General features: G+C 33.6%; 16 protein-coding genes. 6 read left to right on the forward strand and 10 right to left on the reverse strand.

What is annotated here, in order from left to right; translation table 11 throughout:
• Positions 1-17 precede the first annotated feature (17 nt).
• A complete protein-coding gene (gene thrA / locus FLP_RS02630; RefSeq protein WP_065447946.1) occupies positions 18-2,465 on the reverse strand; it encodes a bifunctional aspartate kinase/homoserine dehydrogenase I in 2,448 nt (815 codons plus the stop codon).
• 717 nt (positions 2,466-3,182) lie between these two features.
• Here thrA and hutH point away from each other — a divergent pair.
• The 4 genes from hutH to FLP_RS02650 all read left to right on the forward strand — a co-directional run bounded on the left by hutH (position 3,183) and on the right by FLP_RS02650 (position 8,329).
• Entirely contained in the window at positions 3,183-4,697 is a 1,515-nt protein-coding gene (gene hutH, locus FLP_RS02635; protein WP_065447947.1) for a histidine ammonia-lyase, read from the forward strand.
• A gap of 48 nt (positions 4,698-4,745) precedes the next feature.
• Complete coding sequence (locus tag FLP_RS02640) at positions 4,746-5,390, forward strand: DUF47 domain-containing protein (RefSeq protein ID WP_056250900.1); 645 nt, start codon at positions 4,746-4,748, stop codon at positions 5,388-5,390.
• A 32-nt stretch (positions 5,391-5,422) separates the two neighbouring features.
• Entirely contained in the window at positions 5,423-6,763 is a 1,341-nt protein-coding gene (locus tag FLP_RS02645) for an inorganic phosphate transporter (RefSeq protein WP_065447948.1), read from the forward strand.
• 153 nt (positions 6,764-6,916) lie between these two features.
• Positions 6,917-8,329, forward strand: a complete 1,413-nt coding sequence (locus FLP_RS02650) for an SMI1/KNR4 family protein (RefSeq protein WP_065447949.1) — start codon at positions 6,917-6,919, stop codon at positions 8,327-8,329.
• 56 nt (positions 8,330-8,385) lie between these two features.
• Here FLP_RS02650 and FLP_RS02655 read toward each other — a convergent pair whose 3' ends face one another.
• The 6 genes from FLP_RS02655 to FLP_RS02680 form a co-directional block, all read right to left on the reverse strand.
• A complete protein-coding gene (locus FLP_RS02655; protein WP_174548787.1) occupies positions 8,386-9,699 on the reverse strand; it encodes a serine hydrolase domain-containing protein in 1,314 nt (437 codons plus the stop codon).
• A complete protein-coding gene (locus tag FLP_RS02660; protein ID WP_065447951.1) occupies positions 9,696-10,310 on the reverse strand; it encodes an HAAS domain-containing protein in 615 nt (204 codons plus the stop codon). The genes FLP_RS02655 and FLP_RS02660 overlap by 4 nt, the downstream gene beginning before the upstream one ends.
• Positions 10,307-10,642 carry a PadR family transcriptional regulator gene (locus FLP_RS02665; protein ID WP_065447952.1) on the reverse strand — a complete coding sequence of 112 codons (336 nt, stop codon included), beginning with the start codon at positions 10,640-10,642 and terminating at the stop codon, positions 10,307-10,309. Before FLP_RS02665 ends, FLP_RS02660 begins: the two co-directional genes overlap by 4 nt.
• Positions 10,643-10,748: 106 nt before the next feature.
• Entirely contained in the window at positions 10,749-11,264 is a 516-nt protein-coding gene (locus tag FLP_RS02670; RefSeq protein ID WP_065447990.1) for a DUF421 domain-containing protein, read from the reverse strand.
• Positions 11,265-11,365: 101 nt separating this feature from the next.
• Positions 11,366-12,736: a 30S ribosomal protein S6--L-glutamate ligase gene (gene rimK, locus FLP_RS02675; protein ID WP_065447953.1), complete on the reverse strand. Its 1,371-nt coding sequence runs from the start codon at positions 12,734-12,736 to the stop codon at positions 11,366-11,368.
• Between the two features lie 140 nt (positions 12,737-12,876).
• The gene (locus FLP_RS02680) at positions 12,877-15,423 is read right to left on the reverse strand and encodes an ATP-dependent Clp protease ATP-binding subunit (protein ID WP_065447954.1); all 2,547 of its coding nucleotides are present in this window, start codon (positions 15,421-15,423) and stop codon (positions 12,877-12,879) included.
• A gap of 258 nt (positions 15,424-15,681) precedes the next feature.
• Between FLP_RS02680 and gyrA the strand changes: the two genes are divergently transcribed.
• Together gyrA and FLP_RS02690 are read left to right on the forward strand one after the other, a co-directional pair.
• On the forward strand, positions 15,682-18,324 hold the full coding sequence (gene gyrA, locus FLP_RS02685) for a DNA gyrase subunit A (protein ID WP_065447955.1): 2,643 nt from the start codon (positions 15,682-15,684) through the stop codon (positions 18,322-18,324).
• Positions 18,325-18,364: 40 nt separating this feature from the next.
• Positions 18,365-19,633 carry a tetratricopeptide repeat protein gene (locus FLP_RS02690; RefSeq protein WP_065447956.1) on the forward strand — a complete coding sequence of 423 codons (1,269 nt, stop codon included), beginning with the start codon at positions 18,365-18,367 and terminating at the stop codon, positions 19,631-19,633.
• Between the two features lie 67 nt (positions 19,634-19,700).
• Here FLP_RS02690 and FLP_RS02695 read toward each other — a convergent pair whose 3' ends face one another.
• The 3 genes from FLP_RS02695 to FLP_RS02705 all read right to left on the reverse strand — a co-directional run bounded on the left by FLP_RS02695 (position 19,701) and on the right by FLP_RS02705 (position 23,535).
• Entirely contained in the window at positions 19,701-20,120 is a 420-nt protein-coding gene (locus FLP_RS02695; protein ID WP_065447992.1) for an OsmC family protein, read from the reverse strand.
• 431 nt (positions 20,121-20,551) lie between these two features.
• Positions 20,552-22,537 (reverse strand): DUF349 domain-containing protein, encoded by a 1,986-nt coding sequence (locus FLP_RS02700; RefSeq protein ID WP_065447957.1) that lies wholly within the window; start codon positions 22,535-22,537, stop codon positions 20,552-20,554.
• 248 nt (positions 22,538-22,785) lie between these two features.
• Complete coding sequence (locus tag FLP_RS02705; RefSeq protein ID WP_065447958.1) at positions 22,786-23,535, reverse strand: lipid A phosphoethanolamine transferase; 750 nt, start codon at positions 23,533-23,535, stop codon at positions 22,786-22,788.
• Positions 23,536-23,555 lie beyond the last annotated feature (20 nt).

Below are 23,555 nucleotides of genomic sequence, written 5' to 3' on the forward strand. Positions count from 1 at the left end.
TCTTAGCGCCTTAGTGGCTAATTATTCCCTATTCTAATAACGTCGGCAAAAATTCCTGATGCTGTAACCGCTGCTCCCGCTCCGGCGCCTTTGATCAATAACGGCTGATCTACGTAACGATCTGTGTAGAACAATACGATATTGTCTTTTCCTTCTAAATTATAGAAAGGATGATCTTTAGCGATGAATTGCAGGCCAACGCTGGCTTTTCCGTTTTCGAATTGTGCTACATATTTCAATCTAGAATCTTTGGCTAATGCTTCTTCATAGATTTTCTCAAAATGAGGCGCATGTTTGGTTAACGAAGCAAAAAAGTCTTCGTTGTTTGTTGTGTCCAAACATTCGGCTGGTAAGAATGATTCGTTGGCGATGGCATCAATATCCATTTCGTACCCGCTTTCGCGAATAAGAATCAGGATTTTACGGGCAACGTCAATTCCGCTTAGGTCGATTTTCGGGTCCGGTTCTGTAAAACCTTGTACTCCGGCTTCTTTTACAACATCGTGAAAAGAATTGTTCTTATCAAAATTATTGAAAATAAAGTTCAAACTTCCAGACAAAACCGCCTGAATTTTGTGCACTTTATCGCCAGATGCAATTAAGTTTTTCACAGTGTCGATAATTGGTAATCCTGCACCAACATTGGTTTCAAACAAAAATGGAGCATTGTACTGACGTGATAAACTTTTCAGTTTTTTGTAATTATCGTAAGCAGATGAACAGGCAATTTTATTACAAGTTACAACGGCAATACTTTCTTTTAAGAATTTTTCGTAAGTTTCAGAAACGCTTGCATTTGCTGTAATATCCACAAAAATACTGTTACGTAAATTCAGTTCTTTGGCGCGTGCGATAAATTCTGTCGGAATTGCATGTTCGCCTTTTTCTAATGCCGATTTCCAGTCTTTTAGAGAAATTCCGTCTTCATCAAAAAGCATTTTTCTGGAATTTGATAAAGCAATTACACGAACATTAATTTTAAGGTTTTCTTTTAAAAACTTTCTTTGATTGTGAATTTGCTCGATGAATTTTTCACCTACATTTCCAACTCCCATTACAAATAAATTCAGCTGTTTGGTATTCTCTTCAAAGAAGTTTTCGTGTAATGTATTCAACGCTTTTTTAACATCTCTTTCGTTGATTACAGTCGAGATATTACGTTCAGATGCACCTTGCGCAATCGCACGAATGTTTACGTTGTTTTTACCTAAAGTACTAAACATTCTACCGCTCAAACCCTGGTGATTCTTCATGTTTTCTCCAACCAAAGCAATAATGCAAAGATCTTTCTCTACAATGGCAGGATCAATTTTATTTTGAAGAATTTCTACTTCAAAAGCTTTATTGATCGCAGCTTCGGCATTTTCAGCATCCGAATTTAAAATTCCGATACAAATTGAATGCTCAGAAGAAGCCTGAGTAATAAAAATAACATTGATTTTTTCCTGAGACAATACTTCAAACAAACGTTTTGATGAACCCGAAACTCCAATCATTCCAGGGCCTTCCAGTGTTACAAGAGAAATATTATCAATATGGCTGATTCCTTTTACAACAGTATCTTTTGATGAAACCTGATTAGAAATTAAAGTTCCTACAGCTTCCGGCTCAAAAGTATTTTTGATTAGAATGGGAATATTTTTTCTTAAAACAGGCTGAATCGTTGGCGGATACAACACTTTGGCACCAAAATGCGATAATTCCATCGCTTCCTGATAAGAGATATTTGCAATTGGCTGTGCTTGTTTAACGATTTTAGGGTTTGCAGTAAACATTCCGTTTACATCAGTCCAGATTTCTAATTGTGATGCGTTAAGTGCTCCGGCAACTATGGCCGCAGTATAATCAGAACCTCCACGACCTAAAGTTGTAGTGATTCCGTCAGATGTCTGAGCTATAAATCCTGGCAAAATATTGATTTGAGATTGATTTCCGCCAAAATATTCCTGAATCAATTGGTTCGAAACTTCAAAATTTACAAAAGCTTTACCAAAGTTATTATTGGTTTTAATCAGTTCACGGCTGTCTTTGTAAACCACATCTTTATCAATTTGCTGATAAGCCTGAGCGATAATGTAAGACGAAAGTAATTCTCCAAAACTTAAAATAGTATCGGCAGTTCTTGGAGATAATTCGCCCAATAAAAAACAGCCATCTAATAAAGTTTCAAGATGATTGATGATTCTTTTTAAGTGACTTAATAAACTGCTTTGTTCGCTTACCGGAATAAGATCTTTTAAGGTATCAAGGTGTTTTTTCTCGATTTCTGCAACAATATTTCTAAAGCTTTCGTCGTTTGCTGCTGCTTTTGCTGCCGCTGACTGCAATAAATCCGTCACTTTGCTTAAAGCTGAAACAACAACTACTAGTTTATCTTGTTTAGAATTCTGGTTTATAATTTCGAGAACGAGTTTTATATTTTGAGCATTGGCAACCGAAGTTCCGCCAAATTTTAATACTTTCATTTTGATGTTTTTTAATAAGGTGCAAAGATTTTGAGTAACAAAGGTTCAAAGATTATCAACTGTGAACTGAAACTAAAAACTGCGACTATTTTTTTCTTTGTAAATGTTTTTTATGTACCCATCGTCTTTCTCCTTTCAGGAAAAAAGTATAGATAACCAAGGATTATATGTAAAATGTATACCCCTAAGGGGTAGTAGTAGTTGTAGTAGAAATTGTAGTAGCAGCAATTGCAACCCCGGTTAGAGTTGTCATTGTAGATTGATATTTTGTGCTGTTACTTTTCATTTTGATTTTTCAAAAGTACAGTTTTTTATAAAAGTTAAAAAACTGAAAAACCTTTTTACGAATATTTCAATAATTCAAATGTAAGGATTTTAATATTGAGAAATTGTTAAAATTAAAACTGTAAATATGGCTTATTCATATATTTAACGCTTTTTTTATTAAGGTTTTAAAAAAATAAAGTATTGATATTATTAAAAAACAGCTAAAAAACAAACGATTTTATCCTATATATTAAGTAGGGAATGTTTTTTTATATTTTAGATACATCTGAAATTGAATTTTTTTCAAACCAAGAACTGATTTTGGTACGATAAAGATTATGAAATAAATAAAGCAAAGAAGGCGAGATGCTATAAAATTTAATTATTATGAACAAATGTTGCTTTTTAATATTGATTTGCTGAATTTTGATGTCTTAAAATACAAACAACATGAGAGAAATCCATTATATAAGTACTGAAATCTTAACCTTAGAAGCTTTACAGGAAATCATAGTGAATCAAAAAGCACTTGAATTATCAGAGGAAGCGAAAGTAAATATTCAGAAGTGTCGTGATTATTTAGATAAAAAAATGGCTTCGCATTCTGAACCTATTTACGGTATCAATACAGGTTTTGGATCGTTATGTAATGTGAAAATCTCGAATGAAAATTTATCCAAACTTCAGGAAAACCTGGTAAAGTCCCACGCATGCGGAACCGGAGAAGAAGTTCCTGCTGCAATTGTAAAGTTGATGTTGTTGCTTAAAATTCAATCTTTGAGTTACGGACATTCAGGAATTCAGTTGCAAACTGTAGATCGTTTGGTTGATTTTTATAATAATGACGTTTTACCTATTATATATACCCAGGGTTCTCTTGGAGCTTCAGGAGATTTAGCACCTTTGGCACATTTGTCTTTGCCTTTATTAGGTGAAGGTGAAGTTTTGTTTGAAGGAAAAAAAGTGGCTTCTGCAGAAGTTTTGAAACATTTTGGCTGGGAACCAATCGTTTTACAGTCAAAAGAAGGTTTGGCATTGTTGAACGGAACCCAATTTATGAGTGCCTACGGAGCTCACATTTTAATAAAAGCCTACAAATATTCTTATTTAGCTGATTTAATCGGAACTATTTCTTTGGAAGGTTTTGACGGAAGAAGCGAACCTTTTAATGAATTGATTCATTTTATTCGTCCTCACAAAGGGCAAATTGTTACGGCCCAACGTATTAATGAGTTTCTGGAAGGAAGCGAAATTATCGCTCAGGAGAAAAAACACGTTCAGGATCCGTATTCTTTCCGTTGTATGCCACAAGTTCACGGCGCTTCAAAAGATGCGATCGATTATGTTCGAAAAGTATTCAAAACCGAAATTAATTCAGTTACCGATAACCCGAATATATTTATTGAGGCAGATCAAATTATCTCAGGAGGAAATTTCCACGGTCAGCCTTTGGCTTTAGCCTTAGATTTTATGGCGATTGCTTTGGCAGAACTTGGAAGTATTTCTGAAAGAAGAACATATCAACTGATTTCAGGATTAAGAAATCTTCCGGCATTTTTGGTAGACAATCCCGGATTGAATTCAGGATTTATGATTCCGCAATATACTGCTGCCAGTATTGCAAGTCAAAACAAGCAATTGGCAACTCCGTCAAGTGTGGACAGTATTGTATCCAGCAACGGACAAGAAGATCACGTAAGTATGGGGGCAAACGGAGCGACAAAAGCGTTACGTGTTTTAGATAATTTAGAACGTATTCTGGCAATCGAATTATTGAATGCTTCACAAGCGATTGCTTATAGAGAACCTCTAAAATCAAGTGATTTTATCGAGATGTTTTTGAGCAGTTACAGAGAAGTAGTGCCACTAGTTAAAGAAGATAGAATCCTGCATTACGACATAGAAAAAACCGTTGAATTCCTTGATAGTTTCCAAATTGAAAACGATTTGTTAACAATGGCTTAACATTGTAGAATATTAATGAAGTAATTTTGCACTATCAAAAATATAAAAATGTCAATAAACAGTATTTTCCAATTTTTAGTGCCGAAAGACAAGAAATTCTTTCCACTTTTTGAAGAAGCTTCAAGCAATTTAATTGAATTAGCTTCTAACTTACACGAAGCTGTAAATCTTCCATTAAAAGAAAGAGAAGTTCTTTTTCAGAAAATTGATGAATTAGAGCAAAGAGGAGAAGACATTACACGTCAGACCAATCTTGAATTGAGTAGAAACTTTATTACTCCGTTCGACAGAGAGGATATTCACACATTGATTACTTCTATTGACAACGTTGCAGATTATTTGCACGGAGCAGCAAGCAGAATGAGATTGTATCAGGTTGACAAGATTACAAAATCGATCAGAAAAATGACCGAAATCAATCTTGAAGCTTGTCAAAACATTGATAGTGCAGTAAAAGAATTGAGAAATTTAAAGAATTTCAAAGTCATAAAAGATGCTTGTGCCAGAATTAATAAATTGGAAAACAAGTCAGATAACGTTTATAACAAAGCAGTTTTTGAAATTTTTGAAAACGAAACAGATGCTAAAAATATTATTAAATATAAAGAAGTGTTATCTGTTTTAGAATCAGCAACAGATAAATGTAAGAGTGTTGCGAACATACTAGAATCTATTTCAGTAAAACATTCTTAAATTCAATTTATTTCATTCTGAAGTTATAATTTATGACGCTACTTATAATTATTATAGTATTAGCCTTAATTTTTGATTACATCAATGGTTTTCATGATGCGGCCAATGCTATTGCAACAGTTGTTGCTACAAAGGTTTTAACGCCTTTTCAGGCCGTTCTTTGGGCAGCATTTTTTAACTTTCTGGCTTATTGGGTTTTCGGATTTGGTGTTGCGGATACTGTTGCTAAAACAGCGCACACTATGGAGATTAACCTGGTAGTTATTCTTGCCGGTGTTATTGCAGCGATTTGCTGGAATTTATTGACCTGGTGGTTAGGGATTCCTTCAAGTTCATCACATACTTTAATTGGAGGTTTTGCAGGGGCAGCAGTTGCTCATGCGATCGCTGTACATGGTTTTTCAGGTTATATTGGTGAAGACGGAACTACGCATTATTGGTATCAAATCGTAAGCTGGTATAAGGCAGGAAAAGATGGCGGAATGCCTTCGGGAGTTCTTATTATCATTGCCTTTATTGTTTTGGCACCGCTTTTAGGAGCTTTGGCTTCTTATTTAATTTCGATTTGGTTATTGAATGCTTCTCGTAAAAGTATTTATCCTAAAATATTTACGGTTGTCTTGATGATTGCTACTATTTGGTTTGTGAGCAGTTTAATGGTGCCTTATGAAGAAATTCTTAAACATGGAAAACCTCGTTTTGATTCACATTTTTGGAGTGTAGCTTTCGATCCACACAATATTAAATGGTTTTTAGTAGCCTTTATTATCTTAACAGTAAGTGCTTTTTGTTTGATCTTTAGTAGTTTAAATCTACATCAGGCAGATGCAGCTTTAAAGAAAATGCAATTACTATCTTCTGCGGCTTTTAGTTTAGGACACGGAGGAAATGATTCTCAAAAAGTAATGGGTATTATTGCTGCTGCTGTAGCGGTTTATATCAATACAAATCCGGGTGTTCATATGGCCGAATGGTTAGATGTTGTATTGCCAAATGATGATTTAGGAATAAAAGGTGTAATGCCGGGATGGATTCCGTTAGCATGTTATTCTGCAATTGCTGCAGGAACTTTAAGTGGTGGTTGGAAAATTGTGAAAACAATGGGTTCTAAAATCACAAAAGTTACTTCGTTTGAAGGTGTTGCTGCTGAAACTGCTGGTGCTTTAACGCTTTATTTCACAGAGCATTTAAAAATTCCGGTAAGTACAACGCATACCATTACAGGATCAATCATTGGTGTTGGATTAACAAAACGTGTTTCTGCCGTTCGTTGGGGAGTTACAGTAAGTTTAATCTGGGCATGGATTCTTACTATTCCAATATCAGCTATCCTGGCAGGTTTGGTTTATTATATCCTAAGCGTATTTATTTAATGAAATAAATCAATTTAAATGTGAGATACAAATCATATTTATCAAAATACTTAAAAGCCAATTTCTACTCGAAATTGGCTTTTTTTTGTTTTTTAAAAACATCTTTTTGAATAATTATAAAGTAATATATTTGGCACAAATTCAAAAGTCATTATGATAAATCAAAAAACTTCAGATCAGGTAGAAAGAATAAAAAAGAAGTTGCTCATAGCAAAAAATACAGATAAGGATTTAAAAGTATTTGGTGCAGACAGTCATAAATACTTTTTGGAAGAAACTGCAAATAACGATCAAATTTTAAAGTTCGAAAAAGACTATAATCTGGAGCTTCCTGAAGATTATAGAGCTTTTTTACTGCATATTGGTAATGGCGGAAAATCGTATCAAGATTCTGCAGCCGGACCCGGTTATGGAATATTTCCTTTGGGGAAAAATGTTGAAGAATTCATTTATGCCAATCCTGAAAAATATTTAAAAGAAGATTGTCAGCTGTATCCTAATATGACCAACGAATTCTGGGAAAATCTGACCAGAAATATTGAGGAGAATGATGAAATTTCTAATGAAGATTTTGAGGCGGAGTCAGGAAAAATATATTCAGGAATTTTGCCTATTGGTACTCAGGGCTGTTCTTATTATTATGGGATTGTTTTAAACGGTGAATTTAAAGGTCGGGTTGTGAACGTTGATCTAGATCGACAAAAGCCATTCTTTGCTTTTGAATCTAATTTTTTAGATTGGTACGAACGTTGGCTCGACGAAATTATACCTGAAAATGTAATAATCGATGAACCTGAGTTATTTCAGTATACATTAGGAGGTAGTGTAAGTTATATTTTGGCATTGTATTTTTCTGCGCATGATAATGAAACCAAGATTGAAGGTTTAAATGGGATTTTAAAGAAAGAAAAAATAGCTTCAGAAGCTCTTGATGTTTTAGAAGCTCAATACAAATTAAGTTCAGGAGAAATTCAGAAAAAAATACTTCAAATCCTTACAAAGTTTGATTACCAAAGAGCTTATCCTTACTTGGTTGATTTTACAAAAGAAAGTTTACTAAATGTTTTTCAGTTTGTGTTTTGGTATGCAAAAGATAAAAGTTCAGATTGGCTGGATGTTATAAAATCAAATGCTGAAAATATTAGCGACGACGAAACCTTTAGTTTTTGTACTTATTTATTAAAGGAAATGAATATTGATTATGGCGATATTATTGTACCATTTACTTTTAATGAAAGTGAAAGTGTACGAATCAGTGCTTATTACTCACTTGGGCAATTAAAGGTTAAAAGTAATTATATTGATACTTTTATTAATGGTTTAAGTGATCATTCAAATAGGGTTATTCATATTGTATTGCAGGCTTTAGAAGGAGTAGAAGACGGAAAGCTTTTAAAGCACTACAAATTGATAGCAGAAAAATTCCCTGTAGAAAAAGATTATATTTTAGTGAATCTAAATCATAGATTGAAAGCATATGGCCTAAATAATGAAACAATTAAGAAGGCTGATAATAATCTTGAAAATGATAGTAATGATAAAAAATGGTTTCAATTTTGGAAATAAAAAAAAGCTAATTTCTTTCTGAAACTAGCTTTTTTGTTCTATCTCTTAGTGTAGATTTATTTAGTAAACAAAAACTCTTTTCCGCCTTGTTTTAAAATCATTTCTTTTTTATCAGAATTGAATTCCAGAACAATACCTGCGGCATCAAAAGTAAAGACAGTGTTGGTGCTGGCGTTAAGAGGAAAAGAAGGCTGTCCTGTTGCCTGAGCAATTAATACATTGTCTTTTTGTGAAATTGTTATTTTTATCGGAATTTGTGTACTTCCGTAAATTCCGGAATACAAATCCAGCATTTCTGGGGCAACGGTTACATTTCCAAAAACGGGCATTGCAAAAGGTTTGTGGAAATAAGAACTTAAAGCGCACAATAAGATGTTCTCATTGCTATATCCCATTGCTCCGTTTGAAGTTATGGATAGCGCCAGCTTTTCCTCCGGAAAGTATTCCATAGCTGATCTAAATCCGTCAATTGCACCATTATGACCATAACTTTTTTTACCAAAGGGATGTAACTCTGCAATCCCCATTCCGTAGTTGTCTTTCATTGTTATCATCTGATTTAAAGAAGCTGCAGAAATAATTTTGCCAGCAAAAACACTTTCGATAAAAATGTTTAAATCGGTTGGATTGGAGACAATACCTCCGGCTCCTAATGGAATTGAGATATCGGTTTCATTTGATTTGTCCCATTTTCCAGCGAGAGTATAAGAATAGCTTTCGTTCTTTTCTAAGTTTATTTTACTTCCTAAATACGTGTTTTTTAATTTTAATGGTTTGATGATTTTTAAATCTAAAATTGCACCGTACGGTTTTTTGTAGATATCTTCAAGTATATAAGACAATAAAACATAGTTCGAATTGCAATACTGAAATTTTGTGTCAGGTTCAAATATAACAGCTCCGGAAGCTATTTTTTCAATCATTTTGGCTCTTGATTGAGATTCAGTATTCCATTTTAAATAATCGGGATTAGTGGTGAAATCATAAATCCCACTGCGATGGTTCAATAAATTACTAACGGTGATTTTTTCGGCATTTTTTATTGTTGGAAAATATTTATCAATAGTTTGATTTAAATTGATTTTTTTCTCTTCAATAGCCTTGAAAATAAGAGTTGCTGTAAATGTTTTTGAGATAGAACCAATTCTGTATTTTGTATTGATGCTTGATTTTTTTGAAGTTGCAACATCATCAAAGCCAATTGATTTGGTGTAGAGTGTTTTTCCGTTTTCAGAAATAGCAATACTTCCCATGTATTTATCGTTTTTTTCCAGAAGCGTAAACAAACTGTCTAATCTTTTTGTGTCGAAAGTTTGTGAGAAAGCGCTTGTAACTATAAAAGCGCATAAATAGGTAATGATTTTTTTCATGATAGTGTTTTTTGATTGATTGATTTTTTTAATTTTAATAAAAGCGTTATAAGAAAATAGAAAACTACGATTGCCAGCAGCATTGCTGGAATAAACCAGTTGCCCAATACTTCGTAAGTATGGTTTTTAATTTTGTCTTCCTGACTCATTATTCCTAATACAAAAACAGAAAATGAATCATTCATATGAAGGCCTACAAGAGAAGGTTTGACTATTTTTGCAAAAATCAGGAATACAAAACCAAAAAGGAAGAGGTACAAAACAAAGAAAAAAACATACGAAATACCATTGGTAAAGTTTAAGATCAAAGCTTTGAAAACATGAACAGGATTAAATGTTCTTGTTGCCTGCTCTAATTTTTTATCGGCGTCAAGGGGTTTTAGAACCTCTTCCGGTGCTCCTAATTTTTCGATAATGTCTAAAAGTGAATCTATTTCGTTTGCTTGACTTTTATGTTGAATAGCTTCAAAAATATGGCTGTTAAATTCCATATAAATATCATCCTGACTAATTTTTGATAGCGAAGCTGTTGCTTTTTTAATACGCTTCATATAATCGCTATAAATCCTTTGCGAAGCTTTTTGTTCGAATTTGATGTCTTCTATTCTCATTGAATGATTTTTTTGATTGATTTCTCAAGATTCTCCCAGTAAATATTCATCTGACTTAGAGTTTCTATTCCTGCTTCGGTTAGTGAATAATACTTTCTCGGAATGCCGGTTTCTTGTTCTACCCATTTTGAATCTACTAATTCTTCCGTTTTTAAGCGATTCATTAAAGGATAAAGTGTTCCTTCTGCGATTTCTATTTCAGTATGTTTTCTTATTTGTTCGATAAGTTCATAACCGTAGTACTCATGATTTTTGAGCACATTCAGGATAATGAAAGTCAATGTGCCTTTCTTTACCTGCGATTTCCAGTTTGTTACAAATGTTTCGTTCATTCTGCTAATGTATAACAAAATACATAGTATAACAAAGTATATAGCTAAGTTTTTTAATCAATACATTTTAATCAACTGTTAATCAATCAATTATAATATTGTAATTTTATTTCTGTAGATTTTTATGATTGTGTTTACGTTTGTAGTGTGTTTGTTTAATACTCTTTTTATCTTCAGAAATAATGCTAATAGTACCGTCTATTTCTAACATAGCAAGCTTTATATCGGTCAAATGTTCTAAGCCGTGCTCACGTGCCGCTTCTTTTAATTCTTCGTGCGAAATGTCTAATTTGCTCAAAGTTTTAAAATCTATTATTCCGTTATGGATCAGGATTTCTGGTTTGTCTAACAATAAATTGTTTAAGCCTTTGTATTTGTGAGTAAGTTTTTTAATAATGTAATTAATGATAAACAAAGCCAGAGCTGCAACTAATCCTCCCCAAAGACTTGTGTCGGGACCAACCATTGCATTTTGAACCGAATTGCTAATAAGTAAAATCAGAATAATATCAGCAGTATTCAATTGAGAAAGTTCTTTTTTACCAAAGATTCTCAATGCAATTGTCATGAAAAAATAAACAGCAACACTTCTTGCAATAATATCTAAATACGGATTTAACATCATTTTTTTAAGGTTTAAATTTAAAAAAGCTTTGTCAAAGTTTTTAAACTTCGACAAAGCTGCTAAAATAATTATATAATGTTAAGTTAGAATGAACTGACTTATATTAGTTTAAAATTTTTCTCAATTGCTTTGATCATTTCTCCGGCAACATCTTTGTTTGTGGCGCCTTCAATTCCTTCAAGACCTGGCGATGAGTTTACTTCGAGTAATAATGGTCCTTTTGAAGAACGAATAATGTCAACACCGGCTACCTTTAAGTCCATGGCTTTTGCAGCTTTTATAGCGATTCTTTTCTCTTCGGCAGTCACTTTTATTACAGATGCGGTTCCTCCAAGATGAATATTTGCCCTGAATTCTCCAGGCATAGCTTCACGCTGAATCGCTGCAACTACTTTTCCGTCGATTACAAAACAACGAATATCTTTTCCGTTGGCTTCTTTAATGAATTCCTGAACAAGAATATTAGCATTTAAACTTTTAAAAGCATTGATAACACTTTCTGCTGCTTTTTTTGTTTCTGCCAGAACGACCCCTTTTCCTTGAGTTCCTTCGAGTAATTTTACGATTAAAGGCGAACCTCCAACCATTTTGATTAAGTTGTCAGTATCCAAAGGAGAATTAGCAAAACCAGTTGTAGGAATGTCAATTCCGCTGTTTAAAAGCAATTGCAATGAGTATAATTTATCTCGTGATTGTGTTATGGCTGTAGCCGAATTTAAAACAAAAACCTTCAAAGCTTCAAACTGACGCGTTAAAGCACAACCGTAAAAAGTAATGCTTGGACGGATTCTGGGAATAATAGCATCAAACTGATTTAATATTTTTCCGCCTCTATAGTGAATCTCCGGAGTTTTAGCATCCAACTTCATATAACATTCTTTGATATTCAAAAAATGCATTTCATGACCGCGCATTTCGCCGGCTTCCATGATTCTTTTATTGCTATACAATTCGGGATTACTCGCTAATAGACCAATTCGTAAACCGGAAGTTGCTTTTTCTGAATTTTGATACAATTCTTTTAATGCTTCAGGCGTTGGTTGTCCTAACATGTATTTTTCTTCGGGATCAACCAGTACGCGCCCGCTCATGGCTTCGCGGCCTAAAAGCATACGGAATCCCATAGAGTCACGATTCGTCAAAGTCATTTCTATTGGCCATTTGATATCGCCAAGTTTAATGCTGGTTTGAATAACGTAACGGTGTTCTCTGAAACCGCTTGAACTTTTTACAATTCTTTTATCAACCAACGGAGCTTCGCAATGGATGACAGTTTTAATATTATTCTGAATTGGATTAATATCAAATTTTACCCAATTGGCATCATTTTTTATAAAAGGAGCTATGTTTATAGCGTGCATTGCCGAAGTTTTAGCACCGGAATCAACACGAGCTTTGATTGTCGGGATTCCTAGTTCTGGAAATGAGCACCATTCTTCGCTACCTAAAATGACTTTATTTTGAAGCATACGTTATTATTTGTTAAGAAATTTAATAGCCAAAAATAGCTATTTGCTTTTACTAAAGATAGTAATTTATCTAAAAAAAATACCCGTTATGTTATGAAAACGTAACGGGTAAATTATATTTGTTATAGATGTAAACTAATTTACTGATTAGTCGGTTCCTCGGCTTTATGTATTTCTACTGAAAGTTCTTGAGAATCATCTTTTAAATCCATTAAGATTTCATCACCTGAATGTATTTTTGAAGTTATGATTTCTTCGGCTAATAAGTCCTCAACATATTTCTGGATCGCTCTTTTTAGCGGTCTTGCTCCAAATTGTCTGTCAAAACCTTTCTCAGCAATAAATGCTTTTGCTTTATCAGTAAGATTTAACTTGTATCCTAATTCAGCAATGCGGGAATAAAGTTTAGCAAGTTCGATTTCGATAATCAAATCAATATCACCTTTTTCTAATGCGTTAAATACGATTACATCATCAATTCTGTTTAAGAATTCAGGAGCGAAGGTTTTTTTCAATGCATTTTCGATAATGCTTTTTGAGTTTTCATCGGCCTGAGCTACTTTCGCAGCAGTTCCAAATCCTACACCTTGTCCAAAATCTTTCAATTGACGTGCTCCAACATTAGAAGTCATAATGATGATAGTGTTTTTAAAGTCGATTTTGCGACCTAAACTATCTGTCAAATATCCGTCATCTAAAACCTGAAGCATCATATTGAATACGTCCGGATGCGCTTTCTCGATCTCATCTAAAAGAACAACACAATAAGGTTTTCTACGAACTTTTTCAGTCAATTGACCGCCTTCTTCGTACCCAACGTATCCCGGAGGCGCTCCAACTAAACGAGAGATCGCAAATTTCTCCATGTATTCACTCATGTCGATACGAACTAATGCATCTTCAGAATCGAATAATTCTTTTGCTAGTACCTTTGCTAATTGAGTTTTACCAACTCCAGTCTGACCTAAGAAAATAAACGAACCAATTGGTTTGTTCGGATCTTTAAGTCCGGCTCTGTTACGTTGAATAGAACGTGCAATTTTCAATACAGCTTCATTTTGACCAATTACTTTATTCTGAATTAATTCAGGTAATTTGGCTAATTTGTTGCTTTCTGTTTGTGCAATTCTGTTAACAGGAATTCCGGTCATCATAGAAACAACATCGGCTACATTATCTTCTGTAACTTCAATTCTATTGTTTTTAGAATCCTCTTCCCATTGTTCCTGAGCAACGGCTAAATCTTTTTCAATGCGTTTTTCGTCATCACGAAGTTTGGCTGCTTCTTCATATTTTTGTTTTTTAACAACCATATTTTTGTTTTCGCGCACTTCTTCTAGCTGACGTTCTAAATCCAAAATTTGTTTAGGAACATCAATATTAGTAATGTGTACACGAGAACCAGCTTCGTCAAGAGCATCAATAGCTTTGTCTGGTAAAAAACGCTCAGACATATATCTGTTCGTTAATTTAACACAAGCTTCAATGGCTTCCTGCGTATAAGTAACATTGTGGTGATCTTCGTATTTGTCTTTAATATTATTCAAAATTGCAATAGTTTCCTCAACAGAAGTTGGTTCTACAATTACTTTTTGAAAACGTCTTTCAAGAGCTCCGTCTTTCTCAATATATTGTCTGTACTCATCAAGAGTAGTAGCACCAATACATTGGATTTCACCTCTTGCCAAAGCAGGTTTGAACATGTTTGAAGCATCAAGAGAACCTGTTGCTCCACCAGCGCCTACAATGGTATGAATCTCATCAATAAAAAGAATGATATCATCATTTTTTTCCAACTCGTTCATCACGGCTTTCATTCTTTCTTCAAACTGACCGCGGTATTTTGTTCCTGCAACTAAACTTGCAAGGTCAAGAGTTACCACACGTTTGTTGAAAAGAATACGAGATACTTTCTTTTGGATAATACGCAAAGCAAGTCCTTCTGCAATAGCAGACTTACCAACTCCAGGTTCTCCAATAAGAAGCGGGTTGTTCTTTTTTCTACGGCTTAAGATTTGAGAAACACGCTCAATTTCTTTCTCGCGTCCTACAACCGGATCTAGTTTTCCTTCTTCTGCCATTTCTGTTAAATCTCTCCCAAAATTATCTAAAACCGGAGTCTTGGATTTTTTGTTTGACTTATTGGCGGGATTATTAAAACTACTTTCTTTAAGACTGTCATCTTGTCCTGAATCGTCGTTATACGATTCGTTTCTTGGCAAGTTTTCTAAGAATTCTTCTTCGTTTGGAGTCATATTTAAATATTGTTCTTTAGCTATGTCATAATCTATTTTTAGTTTATTCAATAGCTTGGTTGTTGGATCGTTTTCGTTTCGTAAGATACACAATAGCAAGTGCGCCGTGCTAATCGACGAGCTCTGAAATACTTTAGCTTCAAGAAAAGTGGTCTTCAGGGCTCTTTCCGCTTGGCGGGTAAGATGAAGATTTTTCTTTTCTGCATTTACTTCAACGCTTTGATTGGCTGGGCTCAGTATTTCTACCTTCCTGCGTAAATGATCTAGATCGACTGCAAGGTTATTAAGTATATGAATAGCTTTTCCGTTTCCATCCCTTAAAATGCCTAGCATTAAATGTTCAGTACCAATAAAGTCGTGGCCCAAACGTAAGGCTTCCTCTTTACTGTAGGTAATAACATCTTTTACTCTTGGTGAAAAATTATCATCCATAATATATAATTGGTATTGTAAATTTAGTGAATTAGTGTTTGAAAAACAAAAACCATACCCTTAAGGAACTCCTGACAGCTAAGAGACAAAAAAAATAACAATAAAACAGTTAAAAAACGCTTAATTTATTAACTAAAAGCGCAAATAAAGTTGTTAATAAATCATTGAAATAAGTGTAAGGAAATAGCGGAAAAAATTCCAAAAAAACGTATCTTGGCACGCTTTGAAACTAATATAATTATTTAAACATAACAACTTATGTCTGAAGGAGAAAAGTTAATTCCTATTAACATTGAAGATGAAATGAAATCAGCTTACATCGATTATTCGATGTCAGTAATTGTATCGAGAGCGCTTCCTGATGTTAGAGATGGCTTGAAACCAGTGCATCGAAGAGTTCTTTACGGAATGTATGATTTAGGTGTAACTTCAAGATCTGCCCACAAAAAGTCTGCAAGAATCGTAGGAGAGGTTCTGGGTAAGTACCACCCGCACGGAGATACCTCTGTTTATGATGCGATGGTACGTATGGCCCAAGAGTGGAGTATGCGTTATTTATTAGTGGATGGTCAGGGTAACTTTGGTTCTGTTGATGGTGACAGTCCTGCAGCAATGCGTTATACTGAGGCCAGAATGCGTAAAATATCTGAAGATATTATGGCAGATATCGAAAAAGAAACAGTTGATTTTCAATTGAACTTTGACGATACTTTATATGAGCCAAAAGTAATGCCTACAAGAGTTCCTACTTTATTAGTAAACGGAGCAACAGGTATTGCAGTTGGTATGGCAACTAATATGCCTCCACACAATTTAACAGAAGTGATCAATGGTACATTAGCATACCTTGATAATAATGATATTGAAATTGACGAATTAATGACACATATTAAAGCTCCGGATTTTCCAACCGGTGGTGTAATATATGGTTATGAAGGAGTTCGTGAAGCTTTTAAAACCGGTAGAGGACGTATTGTAATGCGTGCGAAAGTTGGTTTTGAAGAAGTCGATGGAAGAGAATGTATCATCGTAACAGAGATTCCATATCAGGTGAATAAAGCCGAAATGATCAAACGTACGGCTGATTTGGTTAACGATAAAAAAATAGAAGGTATTGCGAATATTCGTGACGAGTCTGACAGAAACGGTATGCGTATCGTTTATATCCTGAAACGTGACGCTACGCCAAACGTAGTATTGAATACCTTATATAAATTTACATCATTACAATCTTCTTTTAGTGTAAATAATATTGCACTTGTAAAAGGTCGCCCACAAATGCTGAATCTAAAAGATATGATTCACTATTTTATCGAGCACCGTCATGATGTTGTAGTAAGAAGAACTCGCTTTGAATTGCGTAAAGCAGAAGAAAGAGCACATATTTTAGAAGGATTAATTATTGCTTCTGATAATATTGATGAAGTAATTGCGATCATCAGAGGTTCTAAGAATACAGAAGAAGCGCGTGAAAAATTGATCGAAAGATTTAATTTGTCAGATATTCAGGCTCGTGCAATTGTTGAAATGCGTTTGCGTCAGTTAACAGGTCTGGAACAAGACAAGTTAAGAGCAGAATACGATGAGTTAATGAAGTTAATCGAACATTTGAAAGCTTTATTAGCAGATGTAGATTTAAGAACGAATTTAATTAAAGAAGAACTGGAAGAAATCCGTGAGAAATACGGAGATGAACGTCGTTCTACTATTGAATATTCAGGTGGAGATGTAAGTATCGAAGATTTGATTGCTGATGAAAATGTGGTTATTACAATTTCGCATGCAGGTTACATCAAACGTACCAACTTAACAGAATACAAAACTCAAAATAGAGGTGGAGTTGGGCAAAAAAGTGCTGGAACAAGAGATCAGGATTTCCTTGAACACATGTTCGTTGCAACCAATCACCAATATATGATGTTCTTTACGCAAAAAGGAAAATGTTTCTGGATGCGTGTTTATGAAATTCCTGAAGGAAGCAAAACTGCAAAAGGTAGAGCAATTCAGAATTTAGTAAATATTGAAAGTGATGATAAAGTAAAAGCTTTCATTTGTACACAAGACTTAAAAGATAAAGATTATATCAATAGCCATAATCTTGTAATGGTAACGAAACAAGGTCAGGTTAAGAAAACTTCTTTAGAGAAATATTCTAAACCAAGGGTAAATGGTGTTGCTGCAATTACAATTAAAGAAGGTGATGAGTTACTTGAAGCGAAATTAACCAACGGAGAAAGCCAAATTATCCTTGCTGTTAAGTCTGGTAAATTGGTTCGTTTTGAGGAAACTAAAACACGTCCGATGGGAAGAACGGCTTCAGGAGTTCGCGGAATTACCTTAAAAGATGATACTGATGAAGTAATTGGTATGGTTACGGTTGACAAAGAGAATGTAAACGATACACAGATTTTGGTTGTAACTGAAAACGGATACGGTAAACGTACCAAATTAGTTGATGATGATGGAGAAGATGTTTACAGAATTACAAACCGTGGAGGTAAAGGTGTTAAAACACTTAATATCACGGAGAAAACCGGAAAATTAATTTCTATTAGTAATGTAACTGATGCTGATGATTTAATGATTATCAATAAGTCTGGATTAACCATCAGAATGGCGATTGAAGATTTACGTGTAATGGGTCGTGCAACACAAGGTGTTCGATTGATTAACTTAAAAGGTAAAGATTCTATTGCTGCTGTAACAAAAGTGATGAAAGATGATGTTGCAGAAGTTGTTGTTGATGAAGACGGAAATGTTATTGAATCTGCTATCGAAAGAGTAAAACCGGATTTAGAAGTTCTTGAAGACGAAGGTCCTGTAGAAGATGATGAGGATGACGATTCTGATGAAGAAGTAGAAGATGAAGATGACGCTGAAGAAGAAGAATCTGAAGAATAAAAATAAAACCTGTTATAATTAAATACACAAATTGAATATTATGAAAAGTAAATATGTAATACTTGCGTCAGCATTATTGATTTCAGTAGCTACTTTTGCTCAAAAAGATCAGATAAAAAGTGCTGAAAAAGCGTTAAAAGGTGGAGATGCTCAAGGAGCAATTACAATCCTGAACGATGCCGAAAATATGGTAGCAAATGCCAAAGATGTTGAGCAGGCTCAATTCTATTCTGTAAAAGCTAACGCTTATTTAGATTTAGCTAATAAAAAAATAGAGGAAAGTAAAAACCTTTCTCTTGCTGCAGAAAACTATAAAAAGTTAATTGATGTTGAAAAAGCTTCAGGAAAATTAAAATATTCTACTCAGGCTGCAGCTTCAATTACCGAAATCAAAGGAAAATTGATTAATTCTGCTATTGCAGATTCTCAGGCTAGCAAACATTCTGAAGGTGCAAAAAAATTGTATGATGCTTATTTATTAGATAAAAAAGATACAATCAATTTATATTATGCAGCTTCTACAGCAGTAAATGCTCAGGATTTTGATCTTGCATTGCCAATGTATGAGGAATTGAAGCAATTAAATTATTCTGGAAAAGGAACAAGCTATACAGCTGTAAATAAAATTTCAGGTAACGAAGATGGTTTTAATAGTGCTAAAGACAGAGATTTAGCTGTAAAATTAGGAACTCACGAAAAACCGCAAACAGAAGCTATTCCTTCTAAAAGAGGAGAGATTTACAAAAATCTAGCTTTAATTTTAGTTCAAAAAGGACGTAGTGAAGATGCTAAAAAAGCAATCGCAGATGCAAGAAAAGCAAATCCGGATGATAGTTCTTTAATTCTTACTGAAGCTAACTTGTATTTAGAGTCTAAAGATTTTGATACTTATAAAAAATTAGTTGGTGAAGCTTTACAAAAAGATCCAAACAATGCTGATTTAGTATTTAATTTAGGGGTTCTTAGTGCAAATGCAAAAAACAGTGCCGATGCTGAGAAATATTACTTGAAAGCTATCGAAATCAATCCAAAGTATACAAATGCTTATCTTAACCTGGCAGCTTTAAAATTAGAAGCTGAAAAACCAATTATTGATGAGATGAATAAATTGGGTACTTCTGCAAAAGATATGAAGCGTTACGATGTATTAAAAGCACAAAGAGAAAATGTTTTTAAAGCTGTAATTCCTTACCTTAAAAAAGCAAATGAATTAGATCCTAAAAACGAAGATGTTTCTAAAACATTATTAGGAGTTTACAAAGCATTAGAAATGACTGCTGAAGCAAAAGCATTGAAAGCTACAATGTAATTCTAAACAGATTATAAAAAAAACCATTCGCCGCGGCGAATGGTTTTTTTTATGTCTAAACTTTATCTTAACTTTCTAAAGTTACAGAAAGTGTAATGGTTGTATTTAATAATTTTGAAATTGGACAGATTTCTTTTGCTTTTGCCGCTGTTTTTTCAAATTCCTCAGCTGTAATATTAGGAACTTTACCTTTTAAGTCTAAATGAATTAAAGTTATGGTTCCATCCTCAAAAGTAACTGTTGCTTCTGTATTTAAATCATCTGCTGTAAAACCGCCTTCGTTAAGCAAAAAGCTTAATTGCATTGTAAAACAGCCCGAATGTGCCGCAGCAACCAATTCTTCAGGATTTGTTCCAACTCCGTCTGCGAATCTTGTTTTAAATGATAATTGAGCATTATCTAATGTTGTACTTTGTGTACTGATCTTTCCGGTTCCTTCCATGCCTGTTCCTTTCCAGTTGGCATTCGCTTTTCTTGTAAATTTCATTTTCGTTGTTGTTAGGATTAATAATTGCATTTATTGATTATCAATAGATAATGTGGTTTATCAAATATAATCAATATTTTACAGAAATTTTTTCATGAAATTATAATACATTGTTAAGTTTCAGGTTGAAATGAGATAAATGTTGGAGTGGATTTTACCGCAATCCCAATAGTTATCGGGAGCAAAGTTTTGTGTTTCATCTTAATTATAGTCGACAATCTTGTTATCTCTGTAAAAGTCACTTATTTCGGTAACGGATTTATTGAGATAAAGCTTTGCGAACTTTGTATTTTGTTGAAATATCAAAAAAAAACTTAGCGAACTTTGCGTAAAATCTTTGCGCTCTTTGCGGTAAAAAAAAAACTACTGCATAAAAAAAGGCGCAATGAGAATTTCATTGCACCTGATTTTATATTTATGAATTAAAAATCTTATTCCTGACCTAAATTACGTAATTGTTTCAGTTTGTCTTTCCAAAGTTCAAGGCTTTCTTTGTGAATAGCAATGTTTTTACGAACTTCAAGAACAATTGAATTTTCTTTTTTAGCATTTTTAGTATTGGCAAAAAACTGAATATTGTTTTCTAATTGGAAAATTTCATTTTGCACTTCTTCGATTTTACGCATTAAGAAAATCTTTTCATTATCTAATTTACGAGTATCGTTACTATCAGATAGAGAGTCGATACGATTAGAAAAGCGCATCATTTCAGTTTCTTTTTTACTCAAACTTAGTTTCTCAAAAAGAGCATCAAGGATTTTATTGAATTTTCCTTCGATATGACGTCTTGCAAAAGGTACTTTTCCGTAACCTTTCCAGATTTCGATATGGGCTTTTATCGCATCTAAATCGGTTTTGTGATCACCCGTAAGCTGGTAAGCCCTTAAAATATCTAAGTAAGCTTTTTTATTGTCAAAGGCCGCTACCTCATCAACATTTTCTTCTGATTTGTGTTCTTTTAATTTATCAAAATAATGGTTGCAAGCATCTTTGAATTCTTTCCAGATTTTATCTGAATATTTTTTAGGAACATGCCCGATTTGTTTCCACTCTTCCTGAATTTGTTTCATAACAGGAGTTGTAGCGCCAAAATCAACACTTTCTTGTAGTTCTTTTGCTTTGGCAACAAGAGCCATTTTTTTATTCAGATTGTCGTTTTGATCTTTTTTAATGTCTTTGTAAAATGAATTTTTAAAAGAATTAAAGTTTCTAACGGCAGTTTTAAAAGCGGCCCACGTCTCTTCGTTTACATCTGAAGGTACTTTTCCGGCAGCAAAAAACTCATTTCTAAGTGTTTCTACTTTCTGAATTTGTACTAACCATTGTGAGTGAGAATTTACTTTTTCAGTTCCTAAAACTTCAATTTTTGCAATAATTTCTTTTTTAACTTCAAGGTTATTTTGCTCGTTTGCTCTTTGGCCTTCAAACAAAACTTCTCTTTTATCATGGATTTTTTTAGTCAGTTCGCTAAATTTATTCCAGATGATATCACGGTGTTCTTTAGAAACTGGCCCGATGTCTTCTTTCCAGATTCTGTGGAGATCCTGTAATTCACGGAACGCTTTACTAATGTCGGTTTCGTTTGTTAATTCTTCAACACGTGCAATAATTTTTTGTTTTTGCTCAAGATTGTATTTAAAATCTAAATCTCTGGCTTCACGATCTAAATGCAGGTAATCATAAAAATTCTCTACATGAAAGTGGTAATTATTCCATACGTGGTTGTATTTATCCTTTGGGATTGCTCCGGCATTTTTCCATCTTTCTCTTAAGTCATTAAAATGTTTAAGGGTGTCTTTGATGTTTTCCTGCGGATTGATAAGCTCTTTTAGTTCTTCAACTATTGCAAGTCTCTCTTCTAAATTCGATTTTAGATTGGTTTGTAAATGCTTGAAATGTGCATTTCTTTTTTCTCTAAAAACATTATAATATTCGTCAAATTTAGATTTTAACGGATAGTGATATTCAAATTCCTCATTTGGGTCTTCTTTAGAAGCGTTGAATTCTTCTTTTTTCTCCTCTATAAGGTGGTTGTATTGTAATAAAAATGACTTTTTGATTTCTTCGATATGATCTTTTACAGACATTACTTTATCCGTAGAGATCAGTTTTTTAAGCTCGTCTACAAGCGCATCCATAGAAAAAGTATCATAATCCTGCATAGGAATATCATGACGCTCTTTTAGCGTTTCATCTTCACTTTCTTCAGCGTTTGAATTTGTTATGGCATCTAATGCAGTCTGATGATTGGTTTCTGTTTCTTCCGCTGTATTTTCTACTTCAGTTTCAGAAGTTGAAATTTCAGCAGCTATTTCAGGCTCCGATGCTTCAATTGCATTATCTTGTGTAGAATCGCTAATCCCGATTTCTAATTTTCCGTCTGCTTCCTGCAGGTTATCATTCTTTTCTTCTAACATTTTAAATGTATAAGGTTTTTATTTTAAACAGAGCGAAAGATACTAAAGGTGTTTCTAAATACAAAATAAATCGTTTGTTTATACGCTTTTTTAAGACGAAATTCCTATTTATTCAAGTATTTTAGGAATATGATATGGGTTTTTTACCTAATTTTTTTGAAGTAAATTTAAATTTTGGATTAATAGAATTTTTAGAAAAATAAAATTAATTTAATATTGTAAGCTTAATTTTTTAGTTTTCTTTCAAACTAAAATAAAATAAGCATTCCGACTTCGATACCGTAATTATAAGATTTATGCTTTCCAAAAGCAATACTGGGATGAATGTAGGCCATATCATTTGAAGTTATTTTTCGGCCAAATTCTACGAAAGCATTATTGGGGTATCCTTTGTTTGTTGCATTGTACCTGAAAGCGACATCTGCTGCGATCCAGTTTTTGCCAAGAATACACATAAAGTAGTTTTCGAATGCTGTAGTATTAATATCACTTCGATTGTCTGATCCGGCAAAACTTATTTGATTCTCTAAAGAAGCAATCCAGAGTAGTTTTTTATCTTTTATATAAGAGCCATAAAACAGGGCAGGAGCAAAGACCCATTTTCCTGATCCCAAAGTTGGATCTGCTGCCGAGTTTGAAATGACTCTGGCTCTAAAAGCAACCCCTTTACTATGATTTAAATACGGAATGTAGCTTATGCCAACGCTAATATCACCAATTCCTGTTTTGTTTTCTGATAAAGTATTGGTAGATATTAAAGGAAGATCAACTCTTAAGTTCCATGCTTTATTGGCAATGGGATGTAAAAAACGAAGTTCCGTGGTATTATAAGAACCTGTCTCTGTATCTAAATATTCATTAAAAAGTAAAATCGTTTTTAGATAATAATGATAACGTGCCTCTGTGTAAGGATTTTTTTGAGGCTTTATAGTATCCTGAGCTTTTGTAGAAAAAGTGATTAAAAGGAATAACAAATAAAATAGTTGTAATTTATTCATAACTACTTATTAATGAGTAG

Source organism: Flavobacterium piscis (assembly GCF_001686925.1).
Lineage (GTDB): Bacteria > Bacteroidota > Bacteroidia > Flavobacteriales > Flavobacteriaceae > Flavobacterium > Flavobacterium piscis.